Origin of the sequence: Nocardia sp. CA-135398 (genome assembly GCF_050955845.1) — a bacterium.
Classification (GTDB): domain Bacteria; phylum Actinomycetota; class Actinomycetes; order Mycobacteriales; family Mycobacteriaceae; genus Nocardia.
Genome location: NZ_CP192084.1, coordinates 3,844,458 through 3,858,930 on the forward strand (window position 1 = coordinate 3,844,458; position 14,473 = coordinate 3,858,930).

Annotated in this window: 15 protein-coding genes and 1 pseudogene; 11 read left to right on the forward strand and 5 right to left on the reverse strand. The window is 65.2% G+C overall.

Annotated features, from left to right (window positions below; genetic code table 11):
- Nucleotides 1-95: 95 nt before the first annotated feature.
- From ACQP1T_RS16935 to ACQP1T_RS16955, 5 genes and pseudogenes are all read left to right on the forward strand, one after another.
- Complete coding sequence (locus tag ACQP1T_RS16935; protein ID WP_433761395.1) at nucleotides 96-959, forward strand: mycofactocin-coupled SDR family oxidoreductase; 864 nt, start codon at nucleotides 96-98, stop codon at nucleotides 957-959.
- Nucleotides 960-1,469: 510 nt separating this feature from the next.
- Nucleotides 1,470-2,447 (forward strand): NAD(P)H-dependent flavin oxidoreductase, encoded by a 978-nt coding sequence (locus ACQP1T_RS16940; RefSeq protein ID WP_433761397.1) that lies wholly within the window; start codon nucleotides 1,470-1,472, stop codon nucleotides 2,445-2,447.
- 27 nt (nucleotides 2,448-2,474) lie between these two features.
- Nucleotides 2,475-2,677, forward strand: a pseudogene (locus ACQP1T_RS16945) (IS3 family transposase); the annotation flags it as partial.
- A gap of 256 nt (nucleotides 2,678-2,933) precedes the next feature.
- On the forward strand, nucleotides 2,934-3,155 hold the full coding sequence (locus ACQP1T_RS16950; protein WP_433761399.1) for a hypothetical protein: 222 nt from the start codon (nucleotides 2,934-2,936) through the stop codon (nucleotides 3,153-3,155).
- A 470-nt stretch (nucleotides 3,156-3,625) separates the two neighbouring features.
- A complete protein-coding gene (locus tag ACQP1T_RS16955) occupies nucleotides 3,626-4,273 on the forward strand; it encodes a response regulator (RefSeq protein ID WP_433761400.1) in 648 nt (215 codons plus the stop codon).
- Here the strand turns inward: ACQP1T_RS16955 and ACQP1T_RS16960 are convergent.
- Nucleotides 4,251-4,667: a response regulator gene (locus tag ACQP1T_RS16960; protein WP_433761402.1), complete on the reverse strand. Its 417-nt coding sequence runs from the start codon at nucleotides 4,665-4,667 to the stop codon at nucleotides 4,251-4,253. The two genes, ACQP1T_RS16955 and ACQP1T_RS16960, sit on opposite strands and share 23 nt — an antisense overlap.
- A 112-nt stretch (nucleotides 4,668-4,779) precedes the next feature.
- Entirely contained in the window at nucleotides 4,780-5,298 is a 519-nt protein-coding gene (locus ACQP1T_RS16965; RefSeq protein ID WP_433761404.1) for a Dps family protein, read from the reverse strand.
- Between the two features lie 296 nt (nucleotides 5,299-5,594).
- Between ACQP1T_RS16965 and ACQP1T_RS16970 the strand changes: the two genes are divergently transcribed.
- Together ACQP1T_RS16970 and ACQP1T_RS16975 are read left to right on the forward strand one after the other, a co-directional pair.
- Nucleotides 5,595-7,178 (forward strand): GAF domain-containing protein, encoded by a 1,584-nt coding sequence (locus ACQP1T_RS16970; protein WP_433761407.1) that lies wholly within the window; start codon nucleotides 5,595-5,597, stop codon nucleotides 7,176-7,178.
- A 230-nt stretch (nucleotides 7,179-7,408) separates the two neighbouring features.
- The gene (locus tag ACQP1T_RS16975; RefSeq protein WP_433761408.1) at nucleotides 7,409-7,921 is read left to right on the forward strand and encodes a hypothetical protein; all 513 of its coding nucleotides are present in this window, start codon (nucleotides 7,409-7,411) and stop codon (nucleotides 7,919-7,921) included.
- 107 nt (nucleotides 7,922-8,028) lie between these two features.
- On the opposite strand, the gene ACQP1T_RS16980 is transcribed toward ACQP1T_RS16975, so the two are convergent.
- On the reverse strand, nucleotides 8,029-8,778 hold the full coding sequence (locus ACQP1T_RS16980) for an alpha/beta fold hydrolase (RefSeq protein WP_433762231.1): 750 nt from the start codon (nucleotides 8,776-8,778) through the stop codon (nucleotides 8,029-8,031).
- 8 nt (nucleotides 8,779-8,786) lie between these two features.
- On the opposite strand from ACQP1T_RS16980, the gene ACQP1T_RS16985 reads away from it, so the two are divergent.
- Entirely contained in the window at nucleotides 8,787-9,068 is a 282-nt protein-coding gene (locus ACQP1T_RS16985) for a hypothetical protein (protein ID WP_433761409.1), read from the forward strand.
- A 654-nt stretch (nucleotides 9,069-9,722) separates the two neighbouring features.
- Here ACQP1T_RS16985 and ACQP1T_RS16990 read toward each other — a convergent pair.
- Together ACQP1T_RS16990 and ACQP1T_RS16995 are read right to left on the reverse strand one after the other, a co-directional pair.
- Entirely contained in the window at nucleotides 9,723-10,913 is a 1,191-nt protein-coding gene (locus ACQP1T_RS16990) for an MFS transporter (RefSeq protein ID WP_433761410.1), read from the reverse strand.
- A gap of 115 nt (nucleotides 10,914-11,028) precedes the next feature.
- Complete coding sequence (locus tag ACQP1T_RS16995) at nucleotides 11,029-11,805, reverse strand: SDR family oxidoreductase (RefSeq protein ID WP_433761412.1); 777 nt, start codon at nucleotides 11,803-11,805, stop codon at nucleotides 11,029-11,031.
- Between the two features lie 128 nt (nucleotides 11,806-11,933).
- Here ACQP1T_RS16995 and ACQP1T_RS17000 point away from each other — a divergent pair, with 128 nt between their 5' ends.
- The 3 genes from ACQP1T_RS17000 to ACQP1T_RS17010 all read left to right on the forward strand — a co-directional run bounded on the left by ACQP1T_RS17000 (nucleotide 11,934) and on the right by ACQP1T_RS17010 (nucleotide 14,431).
- The gene (locus tag ACQP1T_RS17000; protein WP_433761413.1) at nucleotides 11,934-12,848 is read left to right on the forward strand and encodes a LysR family transcriptional regulator; all 915 of its coding nucleotides are present in this window, start codon (nucleotides 11,934-11,936) and stop codon (nucleotides 12,846-12,848) included.
- A 537-nt stretch (nucleotides 12,849-13,385) separates the two neighbouring features.
- Nucleotides 13,386-13,910 (forward strand): hypothetical protein, encoded by a 525-nt coding sequence (locus ACQP1T_RS17005; RefSeq protein ID WP_433761414.1) that lies wholly within the window; start codon nucleotides 13,386-13,388, stop codon nucleotides 13,908-13,910.
- A gap of 263 nt (nucleotides 13,911-14,173) precedes the next feature.
- Nucleotides 14,174-14,431, forward strand: coding sequence for a hypothetical protein (locus ACQP1T_RS17010; RefSeq protein WP_433761415.1), 258 nt, complete (start codon nucleotides 14,174-14,176; stop codon nucleotides 14,429-14,431).
- The last annotated feature ends 42 nt before the right edge of the window (nucleotides 14,432-14,473 follow it).

The window sequence follows — 14,473 nt, forward strand, 5'->3', positions numbered from 1 at the left end:
CGGCCGCGCCGTATCCACGGCAGCGCCGGAGTAGATCCGCGCCCGCATTTCGAGAGGCCCGCCGCGCCGCGAGAGTCGATGGAAGGAAGCCCACGATGGGTCGAGTACAGGACAAAGTCGTCTTCATTACCGGAGCAGCCCGTGGCCAGGGGCGCGCACACGCGCTGCGGCTCGCGGAGGAGGGCGCCGACATCATCGCCGTCGATCTGTGCGAGAACATCCCCACCAACGGTTATGCACTCGCGAGTCAGCACGATCTCGACGAAACCGCCCGCTTGGTGGACAAACTCGGGCGGCGCATCATCGCGCGCAAGGCCGATGTGCGCGATCCGGCCGGGCTGAAGGCGGCGGTGGCCGAGGGTGTTGCCGAATTCGGCAGACTCGATGGCGTTGTCGCACAAGCGGGTATCGCCCCGTTGGGGCCGCAGGACAGTGCACTGGCGTTCATCGATGCCATCACCGTCGACTTCAATGGCGTCGTCCACGCCGTCGAGGCCGCCCTGCCGCATCTGAAGGCGGGCGCCTCGATCGTCGCGACCGGATCGATCGCCGCCCTGATTCCGGCGAGCGTCGACAACCCGGCCAACGGTCCAGGGGGCCTGGGTTACTCCTTTGCCAAGCGCACCGTCGCCGCCTTCATCCACGATCTCGCGACCGTACTCGCATCCAGGCAGATCAGGGCCAATGCGGTGCACCCGACGAACGTCAACACCGACATGCTCAACAACGAGCTCATGTACCGCTCGTTCCGGCCCGATCTGGAGAATCCGACGCGCGAGGACGCCCTGGCCTCCTTCCCCGCGACCACCGGCATGGGCAACCCCTACGTCGAACCGGAGGATATCGCCGACGCCGTGCTCTATCTGATTTCCGACGAATCCCGGTGGGTCACCGGCATGCAGATGCGCGTCGACGCCGGTGGTTACGTCAAGAAGCGCCCCCAGCTGCCGACTTTCTGACCGTGTGGGTGGGCAGTGGTCGGCTGCCCACCCACCGCATTTACGCTCGTGCCACGTACGGCGCGATCACATTGCGCTGAACCCGAACGCCGCGTTCGACAACCGCGTGTTGTCCGACCCGGCGCTAGGCGTTTTCGGGTCCGCACGCAAAGACCTCGACAGAACTGCGGTTTGGTTTTGCATACCGAGTGTTCTAGTTAATTGAGTCCCGACATGGGTTCGAGGCTCGAAGGCAAGACTGTGATGGTGACCGGCGCGGGTGGCGCGCTCGGCGGGTCGCGCTGCACTGCGCCCGAGGAGGGCGTTTGCGATCTCGTCCTCGCCCGAACGTCGATGCCACGGCATCGCTGGCGGATACGTTGCGCGCCAGGGGAATTGCTGCGCGGCAACCGAACGGCTGGACGTCGCCGACGGTTCGGCACGACGTCGGCCGCAATAAAGTATCCTGATTTCGTTGCGGCCGCCCCGAGTAGTGCATTCCCAACTACCGGCCGTTTTCGAGGAGATTTCATGAGTGTGCCGCCCATCCTGCGCGACCGACTGCGTCTGCCGGTTATCGGGTCCCCGATGTTCATCGTGTCGAATCCAGAGTTGGTCATCGCCCAGGCGACCGCAGGCATAGTCGGGTCGTTCCCCTCACTCAATGCGCGCCCGGAATCCGAACTGCGGCACTGGCTCACCCGGATCACCGCGGCGCTGGCCGAATTCGATGCCGAACATCCGCAGACGCCGAGCGCGCCGTACGCCGTGAACCTGATCGTGCACAAGACCAACGACCGGCTCGACCATGATCTCGCGGTGGTCGAGGAATTCCGCGTTCCCATCGTGATCACTTCGCTCGGTGCTCGGCCGGAGGTCAACGACCGCATCCACGCCTATGGCGGCATTGTGCTGCACGACGTGATCAATAATGTCTTCGCCCGCAAGGCCGTCGACAAGGGCGCCGACGGACTAATCGCCGTGGCGGCGGGTGCGGGCGGCCATGCGGGAACCCAGTCGCCGTTCGCCTTGATCCAGGAGATCCGGAGCTGGTTCGACGGACCGCTGGTGCTGTCCGGATCGATCGCACACGGCAACTCGGTATTGGCTGCGCAGGTGGCGGGAGCCGACCTCGCTTATATCGGTTCGATGTTCATCGCCACGGACGAGGCGAACGCGGCAGCGGACTACAAGCAGATGATCGTCGACTCCAGTGCCTCGGACATCGTCTACAGCAACCTCTTCACCGGCGTGCACGGCAACTATCTGCGCGGCAGCATCGTCGCCGCCGGACTCGACCCCGATGCCCTACCCGGATCAGACTCCGCGGCAATGAATTTCGCCGATGGCAGCGCCAAGGATACGAAGGCCTGGCGCGATGTCTGGGGTGCCGGTCAAGGCATCGGCAACGTCGACGCGGTGCGCCCGGCCGCCGCTGTCGTCGAACGCCTCATAGGCGAATACGAGACGGCGCGGACCCGGCTGTCGGCCGTGCCCGTCCATACATGATGGCGGTGCGTTAGGAAGCTTGTGGCGCGAGGAGGGTTGCGGGTGCCGCAGCGACGGCGCCACAAACGTGTCGGTGAGCCCACCGTCACGATGAGGGTCGCGGATGCGCCGAACCGGGTGTGAGTGTCGATTTCCAACTCGACGCCACCAAGGACGGGCGGCCGGTGAAGATCACCTCGATCGTCGACGAACACACCGGCGAATGCCTGGGTAGGCTGGTGGAACGCACCAACTGGGTCCGCTGCTGGAAAGGCCCACGCCACTAGTATCGAGTATCGAAGTTTCACCGCATCGGCCAATTCTCGGACCGGTTGCCACGCAGATGAATTGATATGGTCGCGGCATGCCCGAACTTGATCGCGCCCACTACACGTCTGCACGCCGAATGGCTCGAGGCGCATGACGACTGGAGGCCCGGCATCCACGAGGACGGTTTCGGCCCGCGACCGTCCGACGAAGTCAACTCGTCGAACGGTCGCAGCCTGGGTGACACGGCTGACCGAGGAGTCCGATCCGGCTATCAAGTTGTCAAAGGCAAAAGGCGCGGAACGGCTACGCGGCGACACCCGCGTAGCCGACATCTACCTGTCTGAGTTATTCATTGCCACAATGCATGTCATCCCAGCAGCGGCCACAGTTGGCGCGGAGCCCGGAATTTCTGATGTGCTGCTGCCTGATAATTTAGTGGGCTCACATTATTTCGGATGATCCGGCCTGTACCTCACCTAGCTAACGCAACCAACCCTTTTGTCTGCCAGCACTATTCATCGACGACAAGAGGTTTCGAAGTCGCAAGGTGATAGTTTTCCATCGTGCTCGTCGGTTCGGTCGTCGGACCGGACTGGTTTCGGGGATTTGCTGTGTTGCAAGCGGCGGCACCGTCTCTGGGGCCGACATAGCCGGATCTTGTTTGGGCGGAGTTTTTCCTGCCTTCGCCACACCATTGAGTCGCCGGACTCGCCGGGGCGATTCACATCCCGGGTGCTGGCCTCGATCCGCAGTGAGAGCCCAGCGGCACATCTGCCGATTCCCAAAGACGCGGCAGCGTTGTCCTAATCCACGACGCGCCGTAGCGGTCGTCGTACTCCGGTTGATTGCCGGTGGGCATGCGCGCTCGGACAACCGCGCCTTGCGTTCGATTGCTGGCGGTATGCTCGGGATTGATAAGTCGGAGGTGGATGTTGCGTGTAGTGCTGGCCGATGACGACGTCCTGCTTCGCGAAGGTGTCGCCAGCCTGCTCGCACGCTGCGGCTTGGACGTGGTGGGACAGGCCGGAGACGCCGCGCAACTCTTGGCGCTGGTTCGGGACAAAGTTCCGGATCTGGTGGTGGTCGACATTCGGATGCCACCGACGCATACCACCGAAGGTCTCGACGCGGCCCGGGTGATCCGGGGCGAACTCCCGGAGACGGGCATCCTGGTCCTGTCGGCGCATGCCGATGTCGAGGACGCGATGGAGTTGCTGGCCGGAGGTCGGCGGATCGGCTATCTGCTCAAGAGCCGGATCACCGACGTAGAGGAGTTCGTCGACACCCTGCATCGGATCGCCAAGGGCGCATCGGTCATCGACCCCGCTCTGGTGCAGGAGTTGGTATCGGCCCGCCGACGCGACGACCCGCTGGCGGTACTCAGCGCCCGGGAGCGGGAAGTGCTCGCGCTCATGGCGGAGGGCCGATCCAATGCCGGCATCGCCCGGCGGCTGTGGGTCACCGAGGGCACGGTCGAGAAGCACGTGCGCAGTATTTTGACCAAACTGGATCTGCCCGAGACCGGGGACGACCACCGCAGAGTCCTCGCGGTGGTCACCTTTCTCGATGCTCGCTGAGCGGATTGCCATAGTCCTCGGCGGCGAGCAGCGCACCAATCGCGCCCGAGGACAGCGCGGACTTGGCCAGGAAGCCCACCGCGCTGCTCGCAGCGACCATATCGGCGATGTCCTGCTCGGCACGGGCCGAGATCAGTATCACCGGCGGCGGCGTCGGCCCGCCGTGGTGGTACACGCGCTCGGCAAGTTCGAAGCCGTTCTCCTCGCCGAGCTCGATGTCGACGAGCATCACGTCTGGCTCCAGCTCCGCGACACCCCGCATCGCCGCTGCGCTTGTCGACGCCACGCCGACGACGGTGATCCCCTCTCGCTCGAGCAGTTCGCGTCCGGCGTCGAGAAAGTCGACGTTGTCATCCACGATGAAACAACGCAGACGCTGAGCCGACGGCACCATGACCTGAGTGTCTGGCAGCGCGCTACCGGCGCGCATCCCGGCTAACGGGAACTTTTCGCACCGGCACAGTCCCGGCGGCCTCGCCAGCGGATCGTGGAGGCTGGGCCGCTGCTCATCGAGTCGGCTGGGCCATACGGTTCTCGAAACTCAACACCCAACACTGCTTCTCGATGTCGTCGATGAGGTCGTACAGCAGATCCGCCGTGGACGGGTCCTCACCGCCGACGTCGTCGTGAACGATGCGCATCGTGCCTGCGGTGGTGCGGAGCCGGTCGCAGATCAGCTCGACCACCGCGGCGGTGCTCTGCTCACCACGGGGGAATGCCCTCAGCAGTGTCGTCGCGGCAACGGTCTCGGGCCGTCCATCGGGCATGGCGTCCAGTACACACATCCGCTCGGCGATGGTGTCGCTGCCCTCGCGCGCGATGTCGACGATTTCGTCGAGCTGCAGGTGCAGGTCGCGGAAATCGTGGCCGATGACGTACCAGCGTGCTTGCTTGCCCAGCAACTGCAATGCGATGAGATCGGTAAGGACCTGTTGTAGGTCCGCGCGCATCCTCGACGAGGCGCGGAACCCCGAGGCGCTGACTGCGGAGTCATGAAAGATCGAGAAGATCGAGGTGGTGGACATGGTTGCTCCCGTTTCGTGATGGGCCCCGATCGACCAGGGCAATCGGTATCGGCGGAGGAACGCCGGTGGCGGCCCATGGCGTTCGGCCGCCGTCGTCGCGAGCGGGCAATCGGCTTCGACCTGCCGCTTGGTTCCCCGTCCGCTATCAGCTTCGCCGTTCGACGAACTCGTGTCGTCACCGCTGACACCCATTCACCGCACCCGCGACCAGGAAGATCGCCTACCTGCTACCGGCCAGGGCTCGTCCGGAGCAACCACCCGATTGTCCGATCGTGGCCAGGGAGGATACTGAGTTCATGCCGCCGAGGGATGTGCGATCGGCATTGCTGCGTCCGGCGACACCGCCGCTGTGGTTGGGGATCGTGATCGCCGCGGTCGTCATCGCGCTGGAGACGCTTGTGATCGTCCTCCTGGAGCATCTGTCACCCGGTGAGACGTTCGAGCCGGTCTATCTGCTCGGCATCCTGGTGGTCTCCATGGTCTGGGGATTGGGCCTTGCGGTGGCCACCTCGCTGGTCAGCGCAATCGCCCTGGCCTATTTCGGTGGCGCCAGACCCGGCGACGAGTTCGGGTCGTTCAGCTTCGAGAACGGTGTGCTCGTCGTCGTGTTCCTCGTGGCGGCATTGTGTACGAACTTCATCGCGGGTTTGGCCCGAGTCCGGGCCTTCGAAGCCGAGCAACGCCGCCGCGAAGCCGAGGACGCCAAAGCCGGCCTGCGGGAGAGCCGCGACCGGATCGGTGTGCTGGCCGAACAGCAGGCCGCGCTGCGGCGGGTGGCCACCCTGGTGGCGCGTGGCGCGCCCGGCTTCGAGGTCTTCTCGACGGTGGCAGAGCAGTTGGCCCGCGCGCTCGGCACCGCCAATGCGTCGTTGTGGCGCTACGAGTCCGACGGCACCGCCACTCTCGTCTCGGCTCATGACGACCCGTCGCAGAATACGGCGATGCCCGTCGGTTCGCGCTGGTCGCTGGAGGGCGACAACATCGTCGGCATAATTCGCGCCAGCGGCCGCCCGGCCCGGATCGACACCGATGACTCGCCGGGATCGGCGGCCGCGCGCATCCGTGAGCGCGGTCTGCGCGGCGGGGTGGGGGCGCCGATCGTGGTCGAGAGCAATCTGTGGGGCGCCGCCGTCGTCGGCAGTGCCGAGCCAGGGTCGCTGCCACCGGATACCGAGGCGCGCGTCGCCGACTTCGCCGACCTCGTCGCGACGGCGATCGCCAATGCCGAATCGCGTGCGGAACTGACCGCGTCGCGCGTCCGGATCGTGGCGGCCGGCGACGAGGCGCGGCGCCGCCTGGAACGCGATCTGCATGACGGAGCCCAGCAACGGCTGGTATCTCTCGCATTGGAATTGCGCTCTTTGCAGGACTCGGTGCCCTCCGAACTCGATGCCCTGAACGGGCAGATCGCCCGGGTCGCGAGCGGTCTGGCCGCCGCATCGGAGAATCTCCAGGAACTCTCGCGCGGAATTCATCCCGCGATCCTGTCGAAAGGCGGACTCGTCCCGGCATTGAAGACGCTGGCCCGCCGCTGCCCGGTTCCAGTGGACCTGGATGTCGCGGTCGAACGGCGATTGCCGGATTCGGTGGAGATCGGCGCCTACTACGCGGTGGCCGAAGCGCTGACGAACGCCGCCAAATACGCCCAAGCCTCCGAGGTGTCCGTCCGGGCCGCGATGAAGGGCGACAGTCTGTGTTTGTCGATTCGCGACGACGGCATCGGCGGTGCCGACTCCAGAAAAGGTTCAGGACTGATCGGTCTCAAAGACCGCATCGAAGCGCTGGGCGGCCACGTACTCGTCACCAGCCCGACGGGGCTCGGTACATCGCTGTACATCACGATCCCAGTAGAGGTTCACGACAGCACACATCTTGTGTGACCGGTCGGTTCTACCGCTCAGCACGGGCTTGGCGTGGAGTCGTCCCGCCGACGGAGCGGCTACGTTCGGTGCCGGATCCAGCGGGCTCGATCGGGCCGAGTTGCAGCTAGCAGGTATCCGCACTGTCACGGTGGTGGGGCCTATAGACGGCGGCCAGCGCCGACGACAAAGGGTATGCGGCCAGACGATTCTGGATGTCGGTTCCCACCAGGCAAACGAGGAGTCTCGACATGGTCGTATACCAACAAGCCGTCATATCCCCAGCACGCACCGAAGTTCACACCCGCGCACCAGCAGGGCGGACCACGGAGGGCGGCGCGGCGGGGAGCGAGTTCGTGGCCCGACCTGCGACATGGCCGGGTGGCCCGGTTGGCGAACTGATCGCCGAACATATCAATGCTCTGCACGTCACGCACTTCAGCATCGCGAACCCACAATCCACCGAGTTCGCGGCCAAGATGACCAACAGAACCCGCAGGGGGCGGTGGCGGCTTAGTTGGCTTCCCGAAATGTCGCTGACCCGAAAGCAAGTCGTCAGTGCAATGGTTATCGAGAAAATCCTCATCGCTCATGATGTCGACAGCGCAACCATGTTGCGGATCATGAATGTCCTAGCCGCCGATCTGCAGATGCCCCTGCACCAACTCCTCGGTCGCCTCTCGTCACATCAGAAAGGAACAGGTGTGCCGCACCGCGATGGCTCTGCAACGTGGTGGAGCAGGGGTCCGCTCATGGAGTACTGATACCGATCTCCGGCGCCGGAGCCGCGGGGAGCATAGCTATCTCAACCGAACGCGTTCGGCCCTCAAACCCCGGCCGTACGCGGGGGCGCCCCAGAGCAGCAACGGGATCAGTGGGCGTTCACCAGTCGGCGGACCGCGGCAGCGACTTGCTCGGGTCGCTCGGCGAGGATGATGTGCTCGGAGGCGGCATCCTCGTATTGCCCGCCGACCTGTTCGGCGTATCTGTGCTGGTATTCGCGGATAAGGTCGAGATTGCGAGCCTGGTAGCGGGCGGCATGGATCGCCGAGATGACGATGACGCCGGATTTCGGCGGTTCTGGTGGGCGGCGGCGGAATTCGTCGATCGCCCCCGCGACGGCCGCTATTTCATGCCGGGTTGTGGCGAGACCGGCTGGAGTGAAGTCCTCGGCCAGCATGGTCGCGTAGCTGTCGGCGGGGAACTTGCGCCCATAGGAGCGGGCCAGCATCCGCATGAGCGGTGGGAAGTGGCTCAGTGCCTGCTGCGCGGCGAGGATGCGGTCGGTCTTCTTCGCGGTCGGCGCCCAATTGTCGTAGTTCGGAGCGGCTTCCGGTGTCGGGTCGATGAGGACGAGCCCAGTTGGCGACAGCGTCTCGGCGGCGCGACGGACGATCAGCCCACCCATGCTGTGGCCTACCAGGATCACCCGCCCCTGCGTGAGCGCCTGGACCAATGCCACCAGGGTGGCCGCCATGTCGTCGATGCTCTGCGGTTCGGCGGCGCTGGCACTGCGGCCGCGACCGGCCCTGTCGTAGGCGACGGTGTGCGCGATGTCCCCAAGTAACGGCACCACTCGATCCCAGAGCGTCCGCCCGGCGCCCCCACCGGATTCGAACATCACCCAGGATGACCCCGCACGATCACCGCCAAGGGTTCGCGGCCGCCATGGCCGTCCTGATCGCCGAGTTCAACGCCTACCTCGATCAAGCCGACGCCGACCCTGTCGCCGACGCGGTCGGCTACCGCCAAGCCACGCTCTGGCTCAGCCCCGAGGAACTCGACACCATGCTCACCGGCTTCCGCGACCTCGTCGCACCCCTCGCGGAGAACCACCCCGGTCCGGGCCGCAGACCGTACTTGATCAGCCCGATCCTTTTCCCAGGCGAGAAACCAGCATCGCCGAGCTGACAGTGCTACCGCACGTTCGCCGCACCCGGCACGCCGACAGCTTCAGAACTCCGGGCCCCAGGTATCGCCACGGACTGAAACTTCGATTGTTGCAAGCGATTCGCTGATGTCACCCACGACGTTTGCAGATCTTGGGTCCCGGTCCAGCTCGCAAGCTCGGTGTGTCGACCTGAGCCAAGGCTCGGCAGCAAGATCAGGGAGGTCTCAGTGCGGGAAATCGGGCAAGGAAGGACGCCCACTGGACATCCGCTTACAGGCGCATACCGAGCGAACGACCCTGGCCGACACCGCCCTGATCCGAATCTCTGGTCCATCGGCCGTCAGGGTGTTCGGGTTGTGAAGCGTCAGGCCCACTTCATTCGATATGCGGATGTCCAGCGGCGGCGTGTCCATCAACGGTCGAATCCCGGCGCACTGTCGAACAGTGCGCCGGGATTCGGATCGGGCTGGAGCTGTAGGTCAGGCGCTGAGCGGGTCAGCGGGCCGAGGCCGGGTGCGGCACGGTGCAGGAGTTGGTGCGCCAACTCGGTCGGCGGCGAAAGGGGGCCGGCGCCGGGGCGGTGGTGTCGGCGGTTCGGGTGTCGGTTTGGGGTTGGTTGGTGTGATCGGACGTGGTGTGCACGGGCTACTCCTCGCGGTGGATGGGTGGGCTGGTCAGTTGCGGACGGGGCGGGTGGCGACGACCGCCACGGAGGCCAGGACGCTGAGGGCCGCGCCGAACCACAGCACCGCGGTCAGAGCGATGGAGTCGGCGACGATGCCGCCGAACAGTGCGCCAAGGGCGATGGCGAGGTTGAAGACCGAGGTGTTCAAAGCGGTTGCGGCTTCGGCGGATTCGGGGGCAGCGCGCAGTATCCAGGTCTGGACGCCGACCGGGATGCCACCGAAGGACAGGCCCCAGACGATCATCAGGGCGACTCCGGTGACGGGATTGCCGCCGATGAGGGCGACCAGGGCCAGCACCGTCGCGAGAGCGACGCTGATGGTGATGATGGTGGCGCGGACATCGCGGCCGGTGGCGACCCCGGTAGTGAAATTGCCGATGATGCCCGCGACGCCGAAGGCGAGCAGCACCGGACCGAGCAGCGACTTGTCGATTCCAATGTGCGACTCGACAATCGGGCCGACGAAGGTGAAGGCCGCGAAGTGACCGCTCACCAGCAGGAAGGTGACGAGCACGCCGGTGCGGACGATGGGGTTGCGGAACTGATCGGCGAGGGTACGCAGGTGCACAGGTGTGTCGGCGGGCAGGGCGGGCAGCAGCCAGAGCAGTCCGACGACCACGAGCATGCCGAGGCCACCCAGTAGACCGAACGCGATGCGCCAATCGGTGAGTTCGCCGATAAGGGTGCCGGCCGGGATGCCGAGCACATTGGCCGCGGTGGCTCCGCCGAAGGCGATCGCGGTGGCCTTGGGGACGAATTTGTCGGGCACCATTCGTACGGCGATACCGGCCGCCAGTGACCAGAATCCGCCGATAGCGATACCTATCAACAGGCGGGACGCGAGCAGGATCGCGAAGTTCGGGGCGAAGGCAGACAGCAGGTTGGCGCCGACCATGAGGGTGATGAGGCCGAGTAGGACGTGACGTCGATCGAGGCGGCCGATCGCTACCGGCAGGATCGGCGCGGTGGCGGAGGCGACCAGGCCGGGCACCGTAACCATCAGTCCCGCAGTGCCTTCGGAGATGTCCAGGTCGCCGCTGACGGAGGTGAGCAGCCCGACTGGGAGCTGTTCGGAGGTGACCACGGAGAAGGTGCCGACGGCTACCGCCGCTACGCCGAGCCAGCGTTTGAACGACACCCGTTCGGTGGCGGACGAATCAGCCGTCGCGACGGTGATCATGATCTTACTCCTTGCCGAGAATATGTCTACATTAAGTATATGAATGTTGAGATTATTTCCGCGCAGCGTAACCCGATTGAGCGCAGAAGGGGTGCGGGCTGGATTCGCTCGTAGCTCAGGCGGTTCCGCCGTCGACGCGGATGACTTGTCCTGAGATCCATGCGGCAGCATCGCTGACCAGCCAGGAAATGACCCCGGCGACGTCCTCGGGTTGGCCGAGGCGGCTGCGTGCATATCGAGAGTGCGGGCCGGGGACATCGATGCCGGGATAGATGGAGTCGGAAACCGGGCCGGGGGCAACAGCATTGACGGTGATGTCACGCCCCGCGAGTTCGTGCGCGGCGGCGGACACGAGTCGTTCCACCGCTGCCTTGGACGCCGCGTACAGCCCGTACGGGCCGGGTCCGGCGCTGGCGACCGCGCTGGTAACGACGACATATCGGCCGTTGTCCGCGAGATGGTCGGCCGCGGCGCGCAGGGTGTTGAAGGCGCTGCGGGTGTTGTGGTCGATCAGCAGATCGAAGTCCACGTCGGTGTGCTGGGCCAGCGGCTTGTGCAGGAAAGCGCCGACCGCGTGCACGACAATATCGAGACGGCCGTGGCGGGCGACGACACCTTTGAAAAGGGTGTTGACGTCACAGGATTGGACGGCATCGGATCGGATGGCCTCCGCCCGCACACCATAGCCGTCGAGCGCGGCCAGGGTTCTCGCGGCGGCGTGCTCGCCGTGGGCGTAGCTGATCACCGTGGTCGCACCGCGTTCGGCGAACAACTCGGCGCAGGCGGCTCCCTGATTGCGGCTGCCGCCGACGATCACAGCGACCTTTCCAAGGAGATCCCTTGTGCCGGTTCGGTTTTGCCGCCGTACCGGGTCGGCCGGGAGGCGTGGCATCGAAGTCCTTTCGTAGCAGTCGGTGTGTTGCCACAAGCCTGCTGTTTCTGCCGCGAAAGCGGAAACAAAAGATCTCGGTACCGGTCACCGGCGAATCCGGTAGCCATGCGAAAGATAGAGTCGCAGGTGTGATCGACCTGGACATCCGTCAGCTGCAATCGTTTCTCGTCGTTGCGGCCGAACTGAACATCACGCGTGCGTCCGCGCGCCTGCACATCAGCCAGCAGACCCTGTCCACTCAGATCCAGCAGCTCGAGCGCGCCGTCGGAGTGACACTGCTGGTCCGGACCTCCCGCGGCGTCCTACTCACGCCCGCCGGCGAGGAGCTCGCGCGGGGCGGCAATACGGTGGTGGCCGACCTGAGCGATCTCACCGAACGAGTGCGGGCCGCGGACCGGGGCAGGCTCGGACGCCTGCGGCTGGCCTGCTGCCCGTACGCGACAGCCCTGTTCGCCACCGAAGTCGCCGATGCCATGGAAGCGGCGGTACCCGGGCTCGAGGTCGACCTGACCACCGTGCACACCCCGCCGCAGGAGCGCACACTACTCGTCGCCGGCGAGGTCGACGCTGCATTCATCTGGCTCCCGCTCGGCGACGACCGATTTCAGCACGCGGTCGTGCGCAGCGACCCTCGCATGGTCGCTCTCTCGCCGAAACACCCTCTTGCCCAACAGGAATCGGTGAGCCTCGCCGAACTGTCCGACGAACCGGTGCTGCGTCCCGACATCTTCCTGTCCGAACAGAACCTCTGCCACTGGCTCGCTGACCCGCGCCCGGACGGCACCCCCGCCCTGCGCGGCACGGTGGTTGACAAAGTCGAGGATGCCCTGATGATGGTCGCGCGCGGCAAAGGTATCTGGCTCGCCCCGGAACCGCTCAGCCGATGGATCCCCGTCACCACCGTGGTGTGGCGCCCAGTCCTCGACGCGCCTCCATCCGACCTCGCCATCGTCTGGACCGACAGTGCCCCTCAGCATCTCATCGCCCGCATGATCGCCGAGGTTCGCACGGTGATCAGCAATACCGAGGCCGTACTGGTCTGATCGCTACGCGCAGTCCGGGTTCCCGTATTTCAATACACAAATGTATTCGTCCGACACCGCTGGTATCAGAGCTTCATTCCGAGCCATGCACTGATCGGGAGCGGCTGGCCGAGCCCGCCGCGGTTCGGACCGGGTGAACCGGCCACCGAACCGGACAATCAACGAATCCAACTCGGCCACAATGCGATCCAACACCACAAGTCAGATCTACCAGCACGGACTCAGCCGAGTGCCGTTGCAGCAACAACCCCCAACCTTGATCAACTTCTACGCGCCCGGGAAGCGCCTGATCGGCTCGACCGCGTTCCGGACGAGCTCGCCCTCCTCGGCTGCCATCGCGAGCGCGGCCTGGAGCCGACAGGCTCGATCAGCCGATCGGTGGTGCGAGGTATTCCAGCGCATAGCCATCGCCGGAAGGGGTTACGCGGGCGATGCCGGGTGAGTCGAGGTGGCCGCCGGCTACGAACAGGACACTCTTCTGGCGGATTGGTGACAGCGGTCAGGAATCTGCGTTCGTCGATTCCGAGAGGTAACCTGATGCGCGCGGTACAGCGGGAGGGATGTGGTTTGGCGCAACGCTGGGTGACGATCTGTCTGCCGCCGGATGCGATCGATGACGTGGAAGCCGCGATCACGCGAGCTCTCGCTCCATTCGAGATGCGGCAAGGGTTCCCGGAGCGAGATATGTGGGACACGTGGCGGATTCGGGTTGGCGGAGAAGGAGCTGGGTTCTACGTCCGACCGGGTCATGAGGACGATCCTCGGCTGATTCACGACGGCCCCAACCAATTCGGCATCGTGCTGCCCCCCAAGCGAGGCGAGTGCGCGGGCGGCCCGAAGTCCTTGCTGAACGTCGCGGTGCACAACCTGTCAGAGCCCGATGTACTCACCCTGGACGGTTGGTGGGTCGAGTCGAGCGGCATTTGCCGACATAAGGATTGGGGCGAGACCACGTCCCGTGAGGACCAACCCGACTGCCCGATACCACCGGGCGACATCGAAAACTATCTGGAGGCACTGCCCGCCGACACAGTGCTTGTTCGGGTCTGTTGCCACGGCTAGCAACACCCTCTCTTGCCGCATACCGAGCGAACGACCCGAGCTGGCGTTGGGGATGTTGCGCGGTGGTCTCCGATGCGGCAACGGAGCGCCGGTTGCCGACAACTCGGCGAGATCAGCAGGTTAAGCCGCGGGGTTCACGTGCCGAGTGCCTACCGGCACGATCCGAATCACCGGCCCTTCGACCGTCAGCGGTTCGGGTTGTGGAGCGTTAGGCCCACTCACTGAAGAAGCCGCAGGTCATCGACCTGCGGCTTCGTTGTTGTGTGGCATTGCGCGAGCACATCGCCGTGGTTGACGTGGAGTACGGACGAGTCGTCCAAATCTCCAAGCGCAGCCGTTATATCTGGCTACTGTGGACCCCGATGGCGCTCAACGGGTTCGAGATCACTGCGGAGTTGGTGCGGGATCTACTACGTGACCAGCATCCCGATCTTGGGGTCAACCCGCCCAAGCGGCACTGCGACGCCTCATCGCAACCAATAGCTGATCCGCTGATCCCCACACCGGTTCGTTCGCGCTGAATTTCAACATCGGCCGGCGTCCACGGCATCTGTCGCCCCGTA